Source organism: Microbacterium sp. LMI12-1-1.1 (genome assembly GCF_040676455.1).
Classification (GTDB): Bacteria; Actinomycetota; Actinomycetes; order Actinomycetales; family Microbacteriaceae; genus Microbacterium.
On record NZ_JBEGIA010000001.1, the window covers coordinates 205,283 to 225,428 of the forward strand.

Annotated in this window: 21 protein-coding genes; 9 read left to right on the top strand and 12 right to left on the bottom strand. The window is 69.9% G+C overall.

Annotated features, from left to right (window positions below; all coding sequences use genetic code 11):
- Nucleotides 1-16 precede the first annotated feature (16 nt).
- Together MRBLMI12_RS00945 and MRBLMI12_RS00950 are read right to left on the bottom strand one after the other, a co-directional pair.
- Entirely contained in the window at nucleotides 17-481 is a 465-nt protein-coding gene (locus MRBLMI12_RS00945; RefSeq protein WP_363353102.1) for a DUF3817 domain-containing protein, read from the bottom strand.
- A gap of 41 nt (nucleotides 482-522) precedes the next feature.
- Nucleotides 523-954 (bottom strand): MarR family winged helix-turn-helix transcriptional regulator, encoded by a 432-nt coding sequence (locus tag MRBLMI12_RS00950; protein WP_349428036.1) that lies wholly within the window; start codon nucleotides 952-954, stop codon nucleotides 523-525.
- A gap of 83 nt (nucleotides 955-1,037) precedes the next feature.
- Here MRBLMI12_RS00950 and MRBLMI12_RS00955 point away from each other — a divergent pair, with 83 nt between their 5' ends.
- Nucleotides 1,038-2,147, top strand: a complete 1,110-nt coding sequence (locus MRBLMI12_RS00955; RefSeq protein ID WP_363353104.1) for a class I SAM-dependent methyltransferase — start codon at nucleotides 1,038-1,040, stop codon at nucleotides 2,145-2,147.
- Nucleotides 2,148-2,170: 23 nt separating this feature from the next.
- On the opposite strand, the gene MRBLMI12_RS00960 is transcribed toward MRBLMI12_RS00955, so the two are convergent.
- The 5 genes from MRBLMI12_RS00960 to nrdH form a co-directional block, all read right to left on the bottom strand.
- Nucleotides 2,171-2,851 (bottom strand): hypothetical protein, encoded by a 681-nt coding sequence (locus MRBLMI12_RS00960; protein WP_363353106.1) that lies wholly within the window; start codon nucleotides 2,849-2,851, stop codon nucleotides 2,171-2,173.
- Between the two features lie 391 nt (nucleotides 2,852-3,242).
- Nucleotides 3,243-4,220 carry a class 1b ribonucleoside-diphosphate reductase subunit beta gene (gene nrdF / locus MRBLMI12_RS00965; RefSeq protein ID WP_349428039.1) on the bottom strand — a complete coding sequence of 326 codons (978 nt, stop codon included), beginning with the start codon at nucleotides 4,218-4,220 and terminating at the stop codon, nucleotides 3,243-3,245.
- Nucleotides 4,221-4,256: 36 nt separating this feature from the next.
- On the bottom strand, nucleotides 4,257-6,410 hold the full coding sequence (gene nrdE, locus MRBLMI12_RS00970; protein ID WP_349428040.1) for a class 1b ribonucleoside-diphosphate reductase subunit alpha: 2,154 nt from the start codon (nucleotides 6,408-6,410) through the stop codon (nucleotides 4,257-4,259).
- Entirely contained in the window at nucleotides 6,395-6,826 is a 432-nt protein-coding gene (gene nrdI / locus MRBLMI12_RS00975; protein ID WP_308869670.1) for a class Ib ribonucleoside-diphosphate reductase assembly flavoprotein NrdI, read from the bottom strand. Before nrdI ends, nrdE begins: the two co-directional genes overlap by 16 nt.
- A 69-nt stretch (nucleotides 6,827-6,895) precedes the next feature.
- Nucleotides 6,896-7,129, bottom strand: coding sequence for a glutaredoxin-like protein NrdH (nrdH, locus tag MRBLMI12_RS00980; RefSeq protein WP_194413491.1), 234 nt, complete (start codon nucleotides 7,127-7,129; stop codon nucleotides 6,896-6,898).
- Between the two features lie 372 nt (nucleotides 7,130-7,501).
- On the opposite strand from nrdH, the gene MRBLMI12_RS00985 reads away from it, so the two are divergent.
- On the top strand, nucleotides 7,502-8,710 hold the full coding sequence (locus MRBLMI12_RS00985) for an MFS transporter (protein ID WP_363353110.1): 1,209 nt from the start codon (nucleotides 7,502-7,504) through the stop codon (nucleotides 8,708-8,710).
- Between the two features lie 16 nt (nucleotides 8,711-8,726).
- Here MRBLMI12_RS00985 and MRBLMI12_RS00990 read toward each other — a convergent pair whose 3' ends face one another.
- On the bottom strand, nucleotides 8,727-9,131 hold the full coding sequence (locus MRBLMI12_RS00990) for a pilus assembly protein CpaE (RefSeq protein WP_308869672.1): 405 nt from the start codon (nucleotides 9,129-9,131) through the stop codon (nucleotides 8,727-8,729).
- 65 nt (nucleotides 9,132-9,196) lie between these two features.
- Here MRBLMI12_RS00990 and MRBLMI12_RS00995 point away from each other — a divergent pair, with 65 nt between their 5' ends.
- On the top strand, nucleotides 9,197-9,955 hold the full coding sequence (locus MRBLMI12_RS00995; protein WP_363353113.1) for an alpha/beta fold hydrolase: 759 nt from the start codon (nucleotides 9,197-9,199) through the stop codon (nucleotides 9,953-9,955).
- 33 nt (nucleotides 9,956-9,988) lie between these two features.
- Here the strand turns inward: MRBLMI12_RS00995 and MRBLMI12_RS01000 are convergent, their stop codons facing one another.
- Nucleotides 9,989-10,996: a TIGR00341 family protein gene (locus MRBLMI12_RS01000; protein WP_363353115.1), complete on the bottom strand. Its 1,008-nt coding sequence runs from the start codon at nucleotides 10,994-10,996 to the stop codon at nucleotides 9,989-9,991.
- Here MRBLMI12_RS01000 and MRBLMI12_RS01005 point away from each other — a divergent pair.
- Nucleotides 10,995-12,197 (top strand): acyl-CoA dehydrogenase family protein, encoded by a 1,203-nt coding sequence (locus tag MRBLMI12_RS01005; RefSeq protein ID WP_363353117.1) that lies wholly within the window; start codon nucleotides 10,995-10,997, stop codon nucleotides 12,195-12,197. The two genes, MRBLMI12_RS01000 and MRBLMI12_RS01005, sit on opposite strands and share 2 nt — an antisense overlap.
- Nucleotides 12,198-12,208: 11 nt before the next feature.
- Here MRBLMI12_RS01005 and MRBLMI12_RS01010 read toward each other — a convergent pair whose 3' ends face one another.
- A complete protein-coding gene (locus MRBLMI12_RS01010) occupies nucleotides 12,209-13,345 on the bottom strand; it encodes a serine hydrolase domain-containing protein (RefSeq protein ID WP_363353119.1) in 1,137 nt (378 codons plus the stop codon).
- A gap of 51 nt (nucleotides 13,346-13,396) precedes the next feature.
- Between MRBLMI12_RS01010 and MRBLMI12_RS01015 the strand changes: the two genes are divergently transcribed.
- The 5 genes from MRBLMI12_RS01015 (at nucleotide 13,397) to MRBLMI12_RS01035 (ending at nucleotide 17,098) form a co-directional block, all read left to right on the top strand.
- The gene (locus MRBLMI12_RS01015) at nucleotides 13,397-13,933 is read left to right on the top strand and encodes a PadR family transcriptional regulator (protein ID WP_363353121.1); all 537 of its coding nucleotides are present in this window, start codon (nucleotides 13,397-13,399) and stop codon (nucleotides 13,931-13,933) included.
- Between the two features lie 36 nt (nucleotides 13,934-13,969).
- Nucleotides 13,970-15,241 (top strand): DUF445 domain-containing protein, encoded by a 1,272-nt coding sequence (locus tag MRBLMI12_RS01020; RefSeq protein ID WP_363353123.1) that lies wholly within the window; start codon nucleotides 13,970-13,972, stop codon nucleotides 15,239-15,241.
- Nucleotides 15,242-15,362: 121 nt separating this feature from the next.
- The gene (locus MRBLMI12_RS01025) at nucleotides 15,363-15,713 is read left to right on the top strand and encodes a gamma-glutamylcyclotransferase family protein (RefSeq protein WP_363353124.1); all 351 of its coding nucleotides are present in this window, start codon (nucleotides 15,363-15,365) and stop codon (nucleotides 15,711-15,713) included.
- Between the two features lie 21 nt (nucleotides 15,714-15,734).
- Nucleotides 15,735-16,631, top strand: coding sequence for an agmatinase family protein (locus MRBLMI12_RS01030; RefSeq protein ID WP_363353125.1), 897 nt, complete (start codon nucleotides 15,735-15,737; stop codon nucleotides 16,629-16,631).
- Complete coding sequence (locus MRBLMI12_RS01035; RefSeq protein WP_363353126.1) at nucleotides 16,628-17,098, top strand: SixA phosphatase family protein; 471 nt, start codon at nucleotides 16,628-16,630, stop codon at nucleotides 17,096-17,098. Before MRBLMI12_RS01030 ends, MRBLMI12_RS01035 begins: the two co-directional genes overlap by 4 nt.
- Nucleotides 17,099-17,231: 133 nt before the next feature.
- On the opposite strand, the gene hutI is transcribed toward MRBLMI12_RS01035, so the two are convergent.
- Together hutI and hutU are read right to left on the bottom strand one after the other, a co-directional pair.
- Nucleotides 17,232-18,458, bottom strand: a complete 1,227-nt coding sequence (gene hutI, locus MRBLMI12_RS01040) for an imidazolonepropionase (RefSeq protein WP_363353127.1) — start codon at nucleotides 18,456-18,458, stop codon at nucleotides 17,232-17,234.
- Complete coding sequence (hutU, locus tag MRBLMI12_RS01045) at nucleotides 18,451-20,145, bottom strand: urocanate hydratase (protein WP_363353129.1); 1,695 nt, start codon at nucleotides 20,143-20,145, stop codon at nucleotides 18,451-18,453. The genes hutI and hutU overlap by 8 nt, the downstream gene beginning before the upstream one ends.
- Between the last annotated feature and the right edge of the window lies 1 nt (nucleotide 20,146).

Here is a 20,146-nt window from a genome sequence, read left to right on the forward strand (position 1 = left end):
CCGAGCGCCGGTTGCGTCAGTCGCGACCTCCGGGCGGGCCGACGATCAGCAGCACCACGAAGAGCGCGACGACGGCGACAGCGATCAACGCGGCGAGCACCCAGGGGCGCCGCAGGAACCACCGCATGAGGCGGTCGTACCAGGCGCCGTCGTGCGGGTCGTCGGACGGCTCGAGCCGCCACCATCCCGCCAGCCGGCCGGTGCGCTGCAGCCACACCTCGGCCGGGATCGTGGCGTACGGGATGACGGCGCTGACGAGCGCGATCACGGTCGGCCATGCGCGCCACCGGTTGTTCAGCGCGACGAGGATCGCCGTTGCGCCGTACGACAGGAAGACGAACCCGTGGATGCCGCCGCCGATCGTGACGCCGAGCGCCCAGCCGGTGGTGGCGCGGAGGAGGAGGCCGACGATGAGCAGGGTCCACGAGATCGCCTCGGCGATCGCGAGCGCGCGGAAGAGGGTGTGAGGAGTTCGGAACACACCTTCAGCCTAACTGAAAGGTCTTCAGCGAACCTGAAGGTTCACCCGTCCGATGGTCCTGCCTCCGCACCGAAAGGCTGCTCGTGCAGCCCTTCCAGGGCTGTCGCGAGGGCGGGGGCGCCCTCGCCGAGCGCGCCGTCGAGCGCCGCGAGCCGCTGCTGCGCCGACTCCAGCACGTCGCTCCCCCGCGCGGTGACCCGCAGGTCGGACGCCGAACCCGCGTGCTTCGTCGCATCGGCGACGAGTCCGTCGGCGACGAGCGTCTGCACGGCGGTGTGCGCGGACTGCACCGTGATCTGCGATCGACGGGCGAGCTCGCTGAACGAGATGCCCGGCGTCGCCTCGATGTGCGCGAGCAGCGCGTACTTGCGCGTGGTGAGGCCCAGGTCGCGCAGTTCTGCCCCCAGGCGCGCGTCCCACACGGCGGCCACAGTCAGCAGCGAGATGACGGGACTGAACGCACGGTCTGGCACCGTTGAATGCTAGCCCCGCTGTCGCGCGGCGGGGCGCATTCGCCGACCGCGCGAACGAGGCGAGGCCCGCTAGCGTGGGTACGGTGACGTTCTCGCTCGACGGACTGCGCCGATGGCCCGACGTCGAGGCTCCGGGCCTCGTGGCGACGGATGCCGCGGACCGGCTGCTCCTCGATGAATCGGCGTCCGCCCGGGCCGGCCTCGGTGACGGCGACCTCGCGGTGATCGGTGACGGCTACGGCGCGCTCACCCTGGCCGCGGCGGGGGACGGCGGGCGCGGCATCCGTGTCCACCAGGACCCGCTCACCGGCGAGCGGGCCCTCGCCGCGAACGCCGAGCGATTCGGGTTCGGCGGCACCTTCGCGTCACTGTCGCTCGCGCCCGGCGTGGTGCGCGGCGCGCGGGTCGTGCTGGTGCGTCTGCCGCGATCGCTCGAGGCGCTGCGCGACATCGCGGGCCTCATCGCTGCGCACGCGGCGCCCGACGTCGTCGTCTTCGCCGGCGGGCGCGTGAAGCACATGACGCTCGCCATGAACGACGTGCTGCGCGAGAGCTTCGCGCGGCTCGACGTCAGCCACGCGCGCCAGAAGTCGCGCGTGCTGACGGCGCGCGAGCCCCACGACGGCCGCAACCCGTCGCCGCGTCAGGAGCGGCACGACGACATCGTCGTCTGCGCGTTCGGCGGCGCGTTCGCGGGCACCTCCATGGATATCGGCACCAGATTCCTGCTCGAGCAGCTCCCCGCCGTGTCCGACGACGGTGGGACGGTGATCGACTTCGCGTGCGGCACGGGAGTGGTTGCGGCCGCGCTGGCGCTGCGGAACCCCGGCCTGCGCGTCATCGCCTCCGATCAATCGGCCGCCGCCGTCGCATCGGCGGTCGCCACGGCGGAGGCGAACGGCATCGGGGATCGCGTGGAGGTCATCCGCGACGACATGCTCGGGGCGCAGCCGGACGCCAGTGCGTCGTTCATCGCACTCAACCCGCCCTTCCACTCCGGCGGCGCGGTGCATGAGGGCATCGCCCCGCGCATGTTCGCCGACGCGGCGCGCGTCCTGCGGCCCGGCGGCGAGCTGTGGACCGTGTGGAACTCGGGCCTGGGCTACCGGCCCGCGCTGGAACGCGTGGTCGGACCGACACGGCAGGTCGCCCGCAACACCAAATTCACGGTGACGGTGTCGACGCGCCGGTGACGGTGTCGACGCACCACTGACGGTTACTCACTCGGCTCGGGCGAGGGCTCCGGTGTCGCATCGGGCGTCGGGCCGAACAGCACCCAGCCGTCGTCCGTGCACTCGTAGAACTGCACGGCGGCCGTGTCGATGAACACGTCACCGTCGGCGGTGCAGTCCTCGTCGTCGGGTGCTGCGGTGCCGAGCGTGACCTGAGTCCCCGGCGCTCCCGGCGTTCCACTCGGCCCCTCGGCACCTTCCGCGCCCGGCGCCCCCTGCTCACCGGCAGGTCCCTGTTCACCGGCGGGTCCCTGCTCGCCGGTGAGGTTCTCGGCGGCCGAGGCTCGGATGTTGCCGACGAAGGTCCAGTCGTCCTGGAACAGATAGACGTCGGCCGTGAGGATGTCGATGTAGACGTCGCCCTCGTAACCCTTGCCAGCCTCGGGCGCTCCGGAACCCGCCCGAACGGCCGAACCGGCAGGGAGGATCTCGGCGAGCGCCTCCTCATACTCGGGGGCGGCTGTCACCGAGGCGGACGGCGCGGGCGCGGGCGCGGCGGTATCCACCGATCGTGCCAGCCAGGACCCGAGGAACGCGGCGAAGAACGACAGCAGCACGAAGCCGATTCCGAACCACACGAGCGTGCTGCGCGTCACCGGAACCACCGTCGGCGCGGCCGCGGATGCGGGGGCGGGGGCCTCTGTCGAACCCTCATCATCGTCCACGGCACGTTCCCCTTCCACCGCGCGCACGGCCTGCAGCCGGTCCCCATCACCGGGCGCGCTGTCATAACTGTAGGAACGCGGGCGCCCGGTGTCACCTGTTCCGGCGGAATTGGCCTCACACGAAGCGTTCCGCGGCAGGGAGCCGCAGCCCGGGGAATTGACCGGGGGGCCGACGCGAGAATGCCGGCACCCCCGGTAGCCGCGAGCTCGGGACCCACGGCCGGGGTGCCGGACCGGGGCTCCGGCGCATCCCCCACTCAAGAGACAGCATCGACGGCCGTCTATTACGCGACTTCGCGTGCCTTTCTGACCGACGCCGAGCCGGCCACGAAGGAGAGGACGGATGCCGCGATCCGCGGCATCCGTCCTCTCGGTTGACGTCAGAACTGCGTCAGAAGTCCCAGTCCTCGTCTTCGGTGGCCTCGGCCTTGCCGATGACGTACGACGAGCCGGACCCCGAGAAGAAGTCATGGTTCTCGTCGGCGTTCGGCGACAGGGCCGACAGGATCGCCGGGTTCACGTCGGTGACCGTCGAGGGGAACATCGCCTCGTAGCCCAGGTTCATGAGGGCCTTGTTGGCGTTGTAGTGCAGGAACTTCTTGACGTCCTCGGTGAGCCCGACGCCGTCGTAGAGGTCCTGCGTGTACTGGATCTCGTTGTCGTAGAGCTCGTAGAGCAGCGAGAACGTGTAGTCCTTGATGTCGTTGCGCGTGGCCTCGTCGACCTTCTCGAGTCCCTTCTGGAACTTGTAGCCGATGTAGTACCCGTGCACGGCCTCGTCGCGGATGATGAGGCGGATCAGGTCGGCGGTGTTGGTGAGCTTGGCGCGGCTCGACCAGTGCATCGGCAGGTAGAAGCCCGAGTAGAACAGGAAGCTCTCGAGCAGGGTAGAGGCGACCTTGCGCTTGAGGGGCTCGTCGCCGCGGTAGTACTCCATGACGATCTGAGCCTTCTTCTGAAGGTTCGGGTTCTCGACCGACCAGCGGAAGGCCTCGTCGATCTCCTTCGTCGAGCACAGCGTGGAGAAGATCGACGAGTACGACTTGGCGTGCACCGACTCCATGAACGCGATGTTCGTGTAGACGGCCTCCTCGTGCGGGGTGATCGCATCGGGGATCAGCGAGACGGCGCCGACGGTGCCCTGGATCGTGTCGAGGAGCGTGAGCCCCGTGAACACGCGCATCGTGAGGGTCTGCTCGTCGGGGGTGAGCGTGTTCCACGACTGGATGTCGTTCGACAGCGGCACCTTCTCGGGCAGCCAGAAGTTGTTCACGAGGCGATTCCAGACCTCGAGGTCCTTGTCGTCCTCGATGCGGTTCCAGTTGATCGCCTGCACGTGCGAGAGCAGCTTGAGCGGTTCGGGAGTCATTTCATTCTTCTTTCGGTCCCTGAGGATGTCGCGGGGCTACAGCGTGCAGCTCACGCACATGTCGAGCTCGGTGCCTTCGAGGGCCATCTGCCGCAGACGGATGTAGTAGATGGTCTTGATGCCCTTCTTCCACGCGTAGATCTGCGCCTTGTTGATGTCGCGAGTGGTCACGGTGTCCTTGAAGAACAGCGTGAGCGACAGACCCTGGTCCACGTGCTGCGTCGCGGCCGCGTAGGTGTCGATGACCTTCTCGTAGCCGATCTCGTAGGCGTCCTCGTAGTAGTCCAGGTTCTCGTTCGTCATGAACGGAGCCGGGTAGTAGACGCGACCGAGCTTGCCTTCCTTGCGGATCTCGATCTTCGACGCGATCGGGTGGATGGAGCTCGTCGAGTTGTTGATGTACGAGATCGAGCCGGTCGGCGGCACCGCCTGCAGGTTCTGGTTGTAGATGCCGTGCTGCTGGATCGAGGCCTTCAGCGCCGTCCAGTCCTCCTGGGTCGGGATCGGGATGCCGGCGAACAGCTCCTTCACCTTCTCGGTCTGGGGAACCCACGCCTGGTCGGTGTACTTGTCGAAGAACTCGCCCGACGCGTACGTCGAGTCCCAGAACCCGTCGAACACTTCGCCGCGCTCGATCGCGATGAGGTTCGAGGCCCGCAGCGCGTGGAAGACGACCGTGTAGAAGTAGATGTTCGTGAAGTCCAGGCCCTCTTCCGAGCCGTAGTGGACGTGCTCGCGGGCGAGGTAGCCGTGCAGGTTCATCTGACCGAGGCCGATGGCGTGCGAGCGGTCGTTGCCGTCCTCGATGGAGCGCACCGAGGTGATGTGGCTCTGGTCGCTCACCGCGGTCAGCGCACGGATCGCCGTCTCGACGGTGCGGCCGAGGTTGCGGCCGTCCATCGCGAGCGCGATGTTCATCGACCCGAGGTTGCACGAGATGTCCTTGCCGATCTCGGCGTACGAGAGGTCCTCGTTGTACGTGGTCGGGGTGTTGACCTGGAGGATCTCCGAGCAGAGGTTGGACATGTTGATCCGGCCCTTGATCGGGTTGGCCTTGTTCACCGTGTCTTCGAACATGATGTACGGGTAGCCCGACTCGAACTGGATCTCGGCGAGGGTCTGGAAGAACTCGCGCGCGTTGATCTTGGTCTTCTTGATGCGCGGGTCGTCGACCATCTCGCGGTACTTCTCGGTGACCGAGATGTCGCCGAACGGCACGCCGTAGACGCGCTCCACGTCGTACGGCGAGAACAGGTACATGTCCTCGCCGTTCTTGGCGAGCTCGAACGTGACGTCGGGGATGACGACGCCGAGCGAGAGCGTCTTGATGCGGATCTTCTCGTCGGCGTTCTCGCGCTTGGTGTCGAGGAAGCGCAGGATGTCGGGGTGGTGCGCGTTGAGGTACACCGCGCCCGCGCCCTGACGCGCGCCCAGCTGGTTGGCGTACGAGAACGAGTCTTCGAGCAGCTTCATCACGGGGATGATGCCACTGGACTGGTTCTCGATCTGCTTGATCGGCGCACCCGACTCGCGGATGTTCGACAGCAGCAGCGCCACGCCGCCGCCGCGCTTGGACAGCTGGAGCGCCGAGTTGATGCCGCGGGCGATCGACTCCATGTTGTCTTCGATGCGCAGCAGGAAGCACGAGACGAGCTCGCCGCGCTGGGCCTTGCCCGTGTTGAGGAACGTCGGCGTCGCCGGCTGGAACCGGCCCGAGACGATCTCGTCGACGAGTTCGAGCGCGAGCGTCTGGTCGCCGTCGGCGAGGCCGAGGGCGGTCATGACCACGCGGTCCTCGAAGCGCTCGAGGTACCGCTTGCCGTCGAACGTCTTCAGCGTGTAGCTCGTGTAGTACTTGAACGCGCCCAGGAACGTCTCGAAGCGGAACTTCTTGCCGTAGGCGTGGTCGTTGATCTTCTGGATGAACTCGAACGGGTACTTGGCGAGCACCTCGGGCTCGTAGTACTCCTTCTCGACCAGGTAGTCCAGGCGCTCCTTGAGCGAGTGGAAGAACACCGTGTTCTGGTTCACGTGCTGCAGGAAGTACTCCCGCGCAGCGCGCTTGTCGGCGTCGAACTGGATCTTTCCATCGGCGTCATAGAGGTTCAGCATCGCGTTGAGGGCGTGATAATCCATGCCCTCGAAGCGTGCCTCCGTCTTGAAGTCGGTCTGCGTCAGAGTTCCCACCATCGTTCCAATCCCGCGTTCACGCGTTCCACATCTTCAGGCGTGCCGAATACCTCGAGCCGATACAAGTGCGGCACGTTGCACTTGCGGCTGATGATGTCGCCGGCGAGACAGAAGTGCTCGCCGAAGTTGGTGTTCCCCGCGGAGATGACCCCGCGGATGTGGCGCCGGTTCCGTTCGTCATTGAGGAACCGGATCACCTGCTTGGGAACGGCGCCCTTCTCGACGCCCCGCCCTTGGCCTCCGCCATAGGTGGGGGTCACGAGGACGTACGGCTCGTCGACCACGAGCTCCGGATCCGTCGCATGCAGCGGGATCCGGAGCGCTCGCGCTCCGAGCTTCTCGATGAAGCGTGCGGTGTTGCCCGACACGCTCGAGAAGTAGACCAGCAGCGGTGTCTCAGTTGCTACGACGCCCATGACGCCCCTTGCTCGGACACACCCGACGGCGGTCGTTGAGCTCCGTCGAAACGGGTGGGCTGCGTCGAACTACGCCAGCCGCGCTGCGAGTTCGTCGATCTTGTCGGGACGAAAGCCCGACCAGTGGTCCTCATCGGTGATGACGACCGGCGCCTGGAGGTACCCCAGCGCCTTGACCTGCTCGAGGGCCGAAGGGTCCTGCGAGAGGTCATGGATTTCGTACTCGATCCCCTTGGAATCCAGTGCTCGATACGTCGCCGTGCACTGCACGCACGCGGGCTTCGTGTAAACCGTGATCGCCATGTCGATTCCGTCTCCTCAGTGCTTCCCCCGGTGGCATCCGGTGCTCTTCCCGGTAGTCCCCCCACCGGGAGTCCAATACTACATATGGGTACCGACATCCGATAGCACCACAAGGGCTAGTAGTTACATCCGTGTGATTTTCCACCGTTCTCCCCATGTACAACACAGGTTCTCCACGGATTCATCCACAGCCTGGGAGCTGTGGAAAAGGCCAGGATCACGGTGCTTTCGCGAGCCTCGGCGGCATCTCTCCACAGCCAGACGGTAGATCCGGGCTCCGACATCGGATCGGCCTGTGGAGAAGTCCTCCGGCGTGTCGCGGGCGTGTCGCGATCGTGTCGTGCGCGTCGGCGCGTGTCGTAACGTTGACAGGTGGCCGGCTACCGGGATCTTCTGCGCACCCCCGGGGTCGCCCGCATCATCGCGGCGCAGCTGACCGCGCGCTTCCCGAACGGGATGATCAGTCTCGTGATCCTCCTGCACATCGAGGGGATCACCGGCTCCTACGGCGCGGCGGGCATCGTGCTGGCGGCGGTGTCGATCGGACAGGCGCTCGCGGGCCCGGTCACGAGCCGGTGGATGGGCCGCTGGGGCATGCGCCGTGTGCTCACGCTCACGACGGCCGTGTCGGCGGCCTCCCTGCTGGCGATCGCGTTCCTCGTCGTGCCTGTGCCGGTCTACATCGTGCTGGGGTTCATCGCCGGCGCGGCGACGCCGCCCATCGTCGCGGCGGTCCGCACCATTTACGCGAAGATGGTCAACTCGACGCAGCTCACGGCGCTGTACTCGCTGGACGCGTCGCTGCAGGAGGTCATCTGGATCCTCGCCCCGGTTCTCATCACCTTCGTCGCAACGCAGGCGGGGACCGTCACCGGCCTCGTGCTCGTCGTGGTGTTCCTGGTGGGCGGCGGGGCGTGGTTCATCCTCTCCCCCGAGGTCGGCCGGGTGCGCATCCCGCGCAGCAAGCGCTCCTTCGGCACCGTGCTGACGCGTCCGCCCATCCTGCTGGCGACGGTCATCGGCTTCCTGCTCGTCGGCTCGTTCGCCGCCGTGGAGGCGAGCGTGGTGGCGACCTTCGACCACGGCGGCCTCGAGGCGGGGCTCGTGCTCGCCGTGTTCGCGATCGGCAGCCTCGCCGGCGGCCTCGCGTTCGGGCACCTGCCGATGGGCAGCTGGGCGATGGCCCGGCGACTCACCGTGGTCACCATCGGTCTGGCGCTGACCGCGCTGTGGATCAACGTGTGGTGGATCGGCGGCACCCTGTTCGTGGCCGGCATCGGCATCGCGCCGGCGCTGGCCGTGCTCTCGGCGGTCACGACCGCCAGCGTCAAGTTCAGCGACACCGCCGAGGCGTTCGGGTGGGTGGGCACCGGCCAGCTCATCGGCGCCGCCGCCGGCTCGGCCGTGGCGGGGCTTCTCATCGACGGTCCGGGCGGGGTGACGGCCGCCTACACCGCCGCAGCGGCGTTCTGCGCGCTCGGGCTGGTCGTCGCGATCGTGTTCGCGCGTGGCCTGCCCGACCTGCGGGTGCGGGGCGCGAGCCCGATCCCTGATACCGAGCCGATCGCGACGATCGGCTGAGGTCCCCCGCCGGATCTCACGCGAGGCGCCGCAGCATCTCCAGCAGCGCCAGGGCATAGGCATCCGCGGGCTCGGGATGCTCGAACGCCAGGCGCTCGCCGCCGAGCACGATCTCGACCTCATGCGTGTCGGGCAGGCGCCGCAGGCCCCGGAAGGCGCCGCGCAGCAGCTCGCGCAGCTGGTGCTCGTGCGGCAGCCACAGCGCGTCCTCGAGCGCGACGGAGTCCAGTGCCCACTCGGTGGTGCCGTTGAAAGCGAGGATGCGGCCGGTCGGGTACTCGCGCGGCTCGATGGTCATCTCGCTGACCGTGAAGACGTCGGCCTCGAACTCGGGCTCGTCGAGCTGGAACCGGTCGCCCGAGCGCGGGTGCCACACCAGCCCTGCTTCGCGCAGCGCCACAGCCATTTCCGTCGAGATCACGCCAACCCCCGCATCTATCCTGCCGTGCGTCGGGACGGCCGGGGCCGCGCTCCTAGGCTGAGCGTATGCCCAGTCGCGTCATCCTCCCCCGCCTGTCGTGGGGCTCGCCCGCGGCCGAGCGCCGCGCACTGCTCATCCACGGCCTCGGTTCGAACGGCGCGCTGATGTGGCTCTACGGCGTCGCACTGGCGGACGCCGGCTGGCGGGCGGATGCCGTCGACCTGCGTGGACACGGCACGGCGCCGCGCGCGCTCGACTACACGCTGGCCGCGTACGGGGCCGACGTGGTCGGCACCAGGGCGGGCGCCGACCGGCCGTGGGACCTCGTGATCGGGCACTCGCTCGGCGGTGCCGCATCCGTGCTCGCCGCCGCCGAGGATCCGTCGTGGACGCGCCGGCTCATCCTCATCGACCCGGCGATCATGCTCACCGATCGCGACCGCGACATCGTGCGCAACAGCCAGACCCGGGCGTTCGACGACCCGTCCGAAGGGGCCGTGCGCGAGGAGCACCCGTACTGGCACCCGCAGGACATCGAGCTGAAGGCGCTGTCGGCCCAGCAGGCCAGCCGCTGGGCGGTCGAGCAGACGAGTGCGCAGAACGTGCAGTGGGACGTGACGGATGCCGCCCTCCGCGTCTCGGTGCCCACCCACGTCATCGCGTCCGATCCGCACGTCTACTCGATCTTCCGCGGCAAGCCCGCCGAGGCCGCCGTCGCCCGCAACCCGATGTTCACCGTCTCGGTGGTGGCGGAAGCGGGACACTCGCCCCATCGCGATCGGCCCGAGGCGACGATCGAGGCGCTGCGCGGCGCGCTCGGCTGACGCCGGGCGCCCCGCCGCCCGTCGCCCGGCCGGCTACTGGACGGGGATCTCTACGCTCTGCCCGACGTCGACCACGACACCCACGAACGACGGGACCACTGCGGCAACCGCCTTCTGGAGCTCGTCGAGCGGCGGGGTCTCGCCGTCCTCGGTGGTGACCTCGATCGTCGCGGTCGCGCCCGACCAGTCCACGCCGTAGACGCGGGCGCCCTCCTCGTCGTCGAGCCACTGCGTGGCGGCATCCTGGATGCCGACCGACCACCTCGCGAGCGCCACCGAGACGACCGAGTTGACGACCAGCGGGATCGTGATGACGACGGCCAGCAGTGTGACGATGGTGTAGGCGCGGCGGCGATTGGCGACGCGCGAGGATCCGGGATCGCGCGCGTACCCGGCGAGGGTGAAGACGATGCTCCCGGCGATGACGAGTGCGACGACGTTGGAGAGGAAGAGCCACAGCGCACCGACGGCGTCCGTCCAGAGACCCTGGCCCGCACAGACGCCGACCACGCCGAGCGGCGGGACGAGAGAGATCGCGATCGCCACTCCCGGGAGGATGGCGCTCAGGTCCTTGCGGCACATGGCGAAGCCGCCCGCGAAGCCGGTGGCGAGCGCCGCCACCAGATCCATGAAGCTCGGTGAGGTGCGGCCCACGACCTGGGAGTTGGTCTCCAGGCTCTCCGGCGTGGAGACGAAGACCGAGAACGCGAGTCCCAGCACGATCACGATGGCGACCCCGAGGAGCACCCACAGGATCGACCGCACCACGAGGCTGAGGTGGCCTCGGACGATGCCGAGGCCGATGCCGAGGATCGGCGTGCCCAGCGGCGCGATGATCATGGCGCCGATCACCGTCGCCGTGGAGTCGGTCAGCACGCCCGCGATCGCGATGATCCCGGCGAGCGTCAGCATGATGAGGAATCCGCTGCGCTTGCCCGCGCGGTCCCCGGACCCCAGGTCGAGCGCCTCGGTGACCTCCGCCGCCGTCTGCCGCTGCGTGGCGGGGATGAGCGCCTGCATCATCTCTGAGAGCGTCGCCATGCGCACATCATGGCGCAAGAATGGCGGGGTGACCCCCAACGATGCCGCCGACCTCCTTCCGGACGAACTCCTCGAGCGCTTCCGCGCCCGGGCGGCGGTGCATGACCGCGAGAACACCTTCCCCGACGACGATCTGGCGGATCTGAAGGATGCCGGCTACCTCGCGATCCTCGTGCCCGAAGAGCTCGGCGGTGCGGGGCTGGGCCTCGCCGAGGCATCCGTGCTCCAGCAGCGCCTCGCGAGCGCGGCGCCGGCGACGGCACTCGCGATCAACATGCATCTGGTGTGGACCGGGGTCGCGAAGGTGCTCGCGGATCGTGGCATCGACGCGCTGCGGTTCGTGCAGGAGGGTGCGGCGGCCGGCGAGGTGTTCGCCTTCGGGATCAGCGAGGCCGGCAACGACCTCGTGCTGTTCGGCAGCGGGACGGATGCCGCTCCCCTGCCCGATGGCGGGTACTCGTTCACCGGCACCAAGATCTTCACCTCGCTCGCCCCGGTGTGGACGCAGCTGGGGCTGCACGGCCTCGACACCTCGTCGGAGGACGCGCCGCGCATGGTCTACGCGTTCGTGCCGCGCTCGGAGGTCGAGGTCGGCCGCGTCGTGGTGCGCGACGACTGGGACACGCTCGGCATGCGCGGCACGCAGTCCCGGACGACCGAGCTGCGGGATGCCGTGGCACCGGCCGACCGGGTGGTCCGCCGGCTCGCCCCGGGACCCAACGCCGACCCGCTGGTCTTCGGCATCTTCAGTGTCTTCGAACTGCTGCTCGCATCCGTGTACACCGGCGTCGCACGGCGGGCGCTCGACCTCGCGGTGGCGGCCGCCGGCAAGCGCACCTCCAAACGCACCGGCAAGGCGTACAGCCAGGATCCCGACATCCGCCGGCGCATCGCCGGCATGGCGCTCGCGTACGACGCGCTGCCGTCGCAGATCGAGGCGCTCGCGCGCGACGTCGACGAGCTCACCGACCACGGGGCACGCTGGTTCTCGCTGCTCGCGGGCGTCAAGCATCGTGCGGTCACGGCCGCGAAGTCGATCGTCGACGACGCGATGCTGGTCGGTGGCGGCTCGTCGTACTTCTCCGCCAACGAGCTGAGCCGGCTCTACCGCGATGTCCTCGCGGGCCTGTTTCACCCGTCCGACCCCGAATCCGCGCATGCGACGGTCGCGACCGCGTGGCTGGGGCCGCTCGAGGACTGAGCCGACCCCCCTCAGTCGGGCAGCGCCCGCGTCAGCAGCTGCATGAGGCGGACGTGCACGCGGAAGCTCCGCAGCATCTCGCGGGTGGAGTGGAAGTTCAGGACGATGCGGATGCCGCGCTCGGGGACCGTGAAGGCGTGAGCGCCCGTCACCCCGAGGTGGCCCACCGGCCGCGGCAGCCCGCGCAGGAATGGGGAGAATCCCTCGTAGTGCAGGCGCATCAGTCCTGCGCCGTAGCGGATGCCGGGGCGGAAGCTGCTCCGGATGTCGGCCATCGCGCGGCGCGACCGCTCGCCCACGAGAACGCCCGCGTCCCACGACGTCCAGAACCGTGCGAGGTCATCGAGCGTCGTGACGACCCCACCGCCGCCCCAGTCGCAGCTGAGGCTGCGAGCCCGGCTCAGCTCGTCGCGGCCGAGCCGGAGAGGGGCGATGTCGAGCTGGGCGGCCGGGTCCGCGGCTTCGGACGGTGCGCCACCGGGCAGCGTGTGGAACAGCAGGCACGAGTCGGCCATCCTGGCCGGCGCGAAGATCCGCTCATGCAGCTGCGCGCCGAGCGTCGCACCGCCGACGTGCTCGATCACACGACCGAGCAGGACGTAGCCGGTGTCGGAGTACGAGAAGCGGCGTCCCGGCTCGGCGACGGGTCTCTGGTGGTCGCGACTGAACGACAGGAGATCGGCAGGCGTCCACAGCCGGTCGGGCTCGCGGACCAGAAGCTGCCCGAAACGGAGGCCGCCGGTCACCCTCCCCGCGAAGTAGTCCGCGACTCCGCTGGTGTGGGTCAGCAGGTGCCGTGTGGTCACCGTGGCGGCGTGGTCGCGGCCGTCGCGCACGAAGAGGCCCCGCCGGTCGTCCGCAGGCAGGACCTCGGTGATCGGCGCGTCGAGGTCGAGAGCACCCTCCTCGGCGAGCTGGAAGACGCGTGTCGCCGTCATGGACTTGCCGACGCTCGCCGCATGGAAGCGACGGGCCCGCCCGCCCGAGGCGAACTCGAAGCCCCGCCCCTGCACCAGCACCTGCGCCTCCGGCAGACCGCGCCGGGCACGCGCTCTGTCAGCCCCGGCGACGACGCGCGCCATCGCCGCAGCGAGGCGGTCGGGCTCGGAGACGGCGTGCGTGGGAAGATCGGTCTCGACATCGCTCACGGATATACCTCCTAGATATATCTGTTAGATATACCGCAGCAAGGAGCGTCGATGCAACAGGTCATCCTCGGACTGCTGATCCTCCATGGCCCGCTCTCGCTCTACGCGGTGCAGCGGCAGTTCCAGCAGGGCGTGTCGCTCTTCTACAGCGCGAGCTTCGGCAGCATCCAGCGCGCCTTGAAGCAGCTCGCCGAGCAGGGACTCGCAACGGTCTCGGATGCCGCCGCCGACGCCCGCGGCAGCAAGCCGTACACGGTGACCGATGCCGGGCGCCGCGCCTGGCGGGAGTGGATGCTCTCCCCGGTCACCGGTGGAGACGTCGAGACCACGGCGCTCGCGCGCACGTTCTTCGTCGGCCTCCTCGACGAGCGGAGCGAGCGCCGGCAGGTGGTCGGCGCGATCCGCGCGCGCGTGGCGTCCGACCTCGCCGAGCTCGAAGCCGTCGCACGCGGCGTCGACGCGGCGGAGATCCCCGCGGAGTTCGCCGACGTGTTCGCCTTCCAGCGCGCGACGCTGGATTACGGCATCCGGTCGAATCTCCTCGCCCTTACCTGGTGCGACGAGCTCGCCGCAAGCCTCGATGCGTAAGGCGCCCGCGAGCTGAGCGCGTGCGAGGATGACCCCATGGCGCGGACCCCGACCCATCTGCTGAGCCCGGCCGACCAGGAGCGCCGACGGGGTCTGCGCACCATGAAGGGCGTCGCCCTCGGCGCGCTGGTGTTCATGGCGGTGCTGTTCGCGTTCTCGTTCGCCTTCCAGCAGGACATCCCCGCGCTCGCGTACGTCCGCGCAGCCGCCGAGGGCGGCATGGTCGGTGCGCTGGCCGACTGGTTCGCGGTGACCGCACTGTTCCGGCATCCGCTCGGCATCCCCATCCCGCACACCGCGATCATCCCCAGCCGCAAAGACGAGATCGGCCGCACGCTCGGCGAGTTCGTCGAGACCGAGTTCCTCCGCGCCGAGGTGGTGCGCACCAAGCTCGATCAGACCGCGATCGCCGCCCGGCTCGGCGAGTGGCTGAGCTCGCCGGCGCACGCGGAACGGGTCGCGGCCGAGGGGTCCGTCATGGCGAGCAGCGTCCTGCGGGCGCTGAGCGACGACGACGTGCGCGACGTCATCGAGGAACTCGCCCGCGAGCACCTCATCACGCCGGAGTGGGGGCCGCCGCTCGGCGAGTGGCTCGGCCGCATCGTCGAGGCCGGCGCTCACCGCGGCGCCGTCGATCTCGCCGCCGACAGCATCGCGGCGTGGCTCGCCGCCAACCAGGCATCCTTCTCCGGCGTCATCTCGCGGCGCCTGCCGGGATGGGTACCCTCGATCGCGCACCGGTTCGTCGACGACACCGTCTACAACGAAGCCGTCAAGTTCGTGGCCGCCGTGCGCGCTGACCCGAGCCATCCCGCGCGCGTCGCGATCGACGCCTACCTCGACCGCCTCGCGGCGAACCTGCAGCACGACCCGGCGACGATCGGGCGCTTCGAGGACGCGAAGCTCGCGGTCTTCGACAGCCCTCGCGTGCGCGACCTGGCCGGCGAGGTGTGGACCACCGCGAAGGCCGGGCTGCTGCGCTCCCTCGCCGACCCCGAGAGCGGGCTCCGACGGCGCAGCGTCGAGGCGCTGGTCGAGATCGGCGGGCGGCTGATGACGGATGCCTCCCTCCAGCGCCGCGTGGACTCCTGGGTCACCGATGCCGCCGTCTTCCTCGTCGACCGCTATCGCCATGACATCGCGTCGATCATCACCGACACCGTGGAACGATGGGACCCCGCCGAGACGACGGAGAAGATCGAGCTCATGGTCGGACGCGACCTGCAGTACATCCGTCTCAACGGCACGATCGTGGGGGCGCTGGCGGGCCTCGCGATCTTCTCCATCGCGCACGCGGTGCTGGGCTGATCGCGCACGCGGTGCTGGGCTGATCGCGCACGCTCTGCGGGGCTGACCGGCGTGCGCGGTCGCGTGTAAACACTGCGTGAAGACCCAGGAGCGCGGCGACGCCGCGCGTTAGCCTGATGCCGTGTCGGTGGACGAGCCCCTCGAGTACCTGTTCAGCTACGGGACCCTGCAGCACCCCGACGTCCAGCTCGACACGTTCGGGCGCCTGGTCGAGAGCGAGGACGACGCGCTCCCCGGCTACACCGTGGACTACGCCGAGATCGAGGACACCCGGGTGGTGGACCTCTCGGGCCTGTCGGTGCACCCCATCGTCCGCGAAACCGGCAACCCGCTCGACAAGGTCGTGGGCAAGGCTCTCGTCGTCACCGCGGACGAGCTCGACGCGTCCGACGAGTACGAGGTGGCACTGTACCGCCGCATCGCGGTCGTGCTCGCGAGCGGTCGTTCCGCGTGGGTCTACGTCGCGGCCTGACCGGGCCGGTAGCGTCGAGGCGTGACGCTCGCCCATGACCCACTCTGGCCCCGCGCCGGCGCGTGGCCTGCCATCGACGACGGCGGCTGGGATGCCGCGATCCTCGGTGTCCCCGCGTTCCGCACCTCGCTCTCCCCGACCGGCGCGCACGCCACGCCCGGCGCGATCCGAGAGGCTCTGCACCGGTACAGTCCGACGCTCCTCGGTCCGCCCCCGCTGGACCTCGGCGAGGTGCTGCGCATCGCCGACGCCGGCGACGTCGACGAGCCCGACGGGCCCGCGGGCGAGGTATCCGTCCGCTCCGCGGTGGCGGCGCTGCGGGAGCGCGCCGACCTCGTCGTCGCGCTCGGCGGCGACAACTCGATCACGTACGCCGTCACGCAGGGCGCTGCGGCCGGCGGACTCATCACCATCGATGCGCACTTCGACCTGCGCGACGGCGTCTCCAACGGGTCGCCGGTGCGGCGGCTCGTGGAGGACGGCCTCGACCCCCGGCGCGTCGTCCAGCTCGGCATCGCCGACTTCGCGAACTCCGTGGCGTACGCGCAGCGCGCGGCCGACCTCGGGATCACCGTCGTGACGATGGACGATCTGCGACGCCGGGGCGCGGCCGACGTCGTCGCCGAGGCGCTGGAGATCGCGGGCGCCGAGGGCGCCGGCGTGCATCTCGACATCGACGTCGACGTGTGCGACCGCTCCGTCGCGCCCGGGTGCCCGGCATCCGTTCCCGGCGGGCTCGCCGCGTGGGAGCTGCGTGCGCTGGTGCGCGCCGTCGCCTCGGATGCGCGCGTGCACAGCGCCGACATCGCCGAGGTCGATGCGACGGCGGATGCGCCGGACGGGCGCACGGTGCGGCTGGCGGCGCTGTGCGTGCTCGAACTCCTCGCCGGAAAGGCCCTGCGAAAGGTGGCGTCATGATCCGTCTCGTGCTGGTGCGGCATGCCAAGTCGGACTGGGGGGACTCCAGCCTCGACGATCACGACCGTCCGCTGAACGACCGCGGCATGCGGGACGCGCCGCGCATGGCGGCCCGGCTCGCGGCGAGCGGGTTCAGACCCGACATCATCCTGTCGAGCACGGCACTGCGGGCGCGGACGACGGCCGAGGCCTTCGCCGCCGAGCTGGGTGCGGCGGTCTCACTCGACCCCGAGCTGTACGGCGCCCCGGCGTCGAAGATCCTCGAGTCGGCCGCGGCGACGCGTGCTCCGGCGGTCATGGTCGTCGCGCACGACCCCGGAATGAGCGCACTGACCGCGCGCCTCTCGGACGACGACATCGCCCACATGCCGACGTGCGCTGTCGCGACCTTCATCTGGGCCCAGGACGACTGGGATGTCGCGGCCGCCGTCGATCCCGACAACTGGACGTTCGACGCCCCCCGCTGACCAGGGTCCGCCGCGCCTGCTCCACACGAGGGACGGCGCGGAGTTCGCCGAGCGCTGACGACTCGACGGCCGTCCGCCCGCCTGTCACGATTTGTCGCTGCGCCCCCCAGATCGTGACAGGCGAGCGGTCGTCTCACAGCTGCACGCCACCCGTCCACACGGCGTGCACGAGCGGCACACCGGGACGGTAGGCGAGGTGCACGCGCGTCGGCGCGTCGAGCATCACGAGGTCGGCGCGCATGCCGGGGGCGAGCGCGCCGACGTCGTCACGGCGCAGGGCCCGAGCGCCGCCCGCGGTCGCGGCCCAGACCGCCTCGGACGGCGTCATGCCCATCTCGCGGACGGCGAGGGCCACCATGAACGGCATCGAGCTCGTGAAGCTCGAGCCGGGGTTGCAGTCGCTGGCGAGCGCCACCGTCACTCCGGCGTCGATCAGCCGTCGCGCGTCCGGGTAGGGCTGTCGCGTCGAGAACTCCACGCCGGGCAGGAGCGTGGCTACCGTGTCCGAGCCGGCCAGCGCGGTCACATCGTCGTCGTCGAGATACGTGCAGTGGTCGACGGATGCCGCGCCCATCGAGACCGCCAGGCGCACGCCCTCGCCGGGTCCGAGCTGGTTGCCGTGCACGCGCGGCTCGAGGCCGTGCGCGACGCCGGCCGCGAGGATCCGCCGCGACTCCTCCGGGGTGAAGGCGCCGCGCTCGCAGAACACGTCCACCCACCGGGTGTGCGGCGCGCAGGCGCGGAGCATCTCGTCGCACACGAGGTCGACGTAGGCGTCGCGGCGGTCGGCGTACTCGACGGGCACGACGTGGGCGCCGAGGAAGGTGACCTCCGGGGTGACCTCTGCGGCCAGGCGCGCCAGCCGCTCCTCGTCGGCGACAGTGAGCCCGTAGCCCGTCTTGATCTCGAAGGTCGTCGTGCCCTGGCCATGGAGTTCGGTCACGAACCCGGCGAGGCGGGCGCGCAGCTCATCGTCCGTCGCCGCCCGCGTCGCCGCCACCGTGCGCCGTATGCCCCCTGCGGCATACGGCGTGCCGGTCATGCGCGCCTCGAACTCGTCGGCCCGATCCCCGCCGAAGACCAGGTGCGTGTGGCTGTCGACGAAGCCCGGGATGACCGCTCGGCCGCCGGCATCCACGACCGACGCCCCGGTCTCCGAGCGAGCGAAGCGCGACGCGACGTCGTGGGCCTCGGTCCCGGCGCCCACCCATGCGATCCGGTCCCCCTCGATCACCACTGCCGCGTCGTGCAGCGTGCCGCACGGGTCATCGTCGCGCTCGACGTTCGTCGTCAGCTCCGCGATGTTCGTGATCAGCGTCGTACCCACGGCATCCGTCCGTCCATGTCCGAGGCTACGCATCGAGCATCGGCACCTGGAGCCCGCGCTCGCGCGCGACCTCCCTTGCCCGCTCGTAGCCGGCGTCCACGTGGCGCATGACGCCGGTGCCCGGGTCGTTCGTGAGCACGCGGGCGAGCTTCTCGGCGGCGAGCGCGGTTCCGTCGGCGACCGTGACCTGCCCGGCATGGATGCTGCGGCCGATGCCGACGCCGCCGCCGTGGTGGATAGACACCCAGGCCGCGCCGGAAGCGGTGTTGAGGAGCGCGTTGAGCAGCGGCCAGTCGGCGATCGCGTCGGACCCGTCGGCCATGGCCTCGGTCTCGCGGTACGGACTCGCCACGGAGCCGGCGTCGAGGTGGTCGCGGCCGATGACGATCGGGGCCGACAGCTCACCTGAGGCCACCATCTCGTTGAACTTGAGGCCGGCGAGGTGGCGCTCCTGGTAGCCGAGCCAGCAGATGCGCGCCGGCAGCCCTTCGAAGTGCACGGCGTCGCTCGCCTTGTCGAGCCAGCGCACGAGCCCGGCGTTGTCGGGGAAGAGTGCCTTGACCGCCTCATCGGTCTTGCGGATGTCCTCGGGATCTCCCGAGAGGGCGACCCAGCGGAACGGTCCGCGCCCCTCGGCGAACTGCGGGCGGATGTACGCCGGCACGAAGCCCGGGAAGTCGAAGGCGCGCTCGAAGCCGCCGAGCTGCGCCTCGGCGCGGATCGAGTTGCCGTAGTCGAAGACCTCGGCGCCGGCATCCTGGAATCCGACCATCGCGGCGACGTGCTTCGCCATGCTGCCGCGGGCGCGGGCGGTGAATGCCTCGGGATCGCGGGCCGCCTCCGCCTTCCAGTCCTCGAACGCGACGCCGACCGGCAGGTACGCGAGCGGATCGTGTGCGCTGGTCTGATCGGTGACGATGTCGACGGTGACCTCGCCCGCGCGCTGGCGGAGCAGGATGTCGCCGAAGACCTCTGCGGCGTTGCCGACGACGCCGACCGAGAGCGCCTCGCCCGCCGCCTTCGCGGCGACGACCCGTGCAAGCGCGGCGTCGAGGTCGGTCGTGTACTCGTCGAGGTAGCCGTGCTCGACACGGCGGGCGAGCCGCGACTCGTCGACGTCGACGATGAGCACCGCTCCCCCGTTGAGCGTCACGGCGAGCGGCTGCGCGCCGCCCATCCCTCCCGCGCCGCCCGTCAGTGTCAGCGTGCCGGCGAGATCGTCGCGGCCGAGCGACCGCGCGACCGCGGCGAACGTCTCGTACGTGCCCTGCAGGATGCCCTGCGTGCCGATGTAGATCCACGAGCCGGCCGTCATCTGGCCGTACATCGTGAGGCCGAGCGCTTCGAGCCGCCGGAACTCGGGCCACGTCGCCCAGTCGCCCACGAGGTTCGAGTTGGCGATGAGCACGCGCGGCGCCCACTCGTGCGTGCGGAAGACGCCTACGGGCTTGCCGGACTGCACCAGCAGCGTCTCATCCGGCTCGAGCTCATCGAGCGTGCGCACGATCGCGTCGAACGCCGCCCAGCTGCGCGCCGCGCGGCCGGTCCCGCCGTAGACGACGAGATCTTCGGGGTGCTCGGCGACCTCCGGGTCGAGGTTGTTCATGAGCATGCGCTTGGCGGCCTCGGCGCCCCAGCTCTTGGCGGTGCGTTCCGGGCCGCGCGGTGCGCGCACTGCGGGGGCCTTCACGCCGGTCGTCGAACCTGTCGAATCGGACATA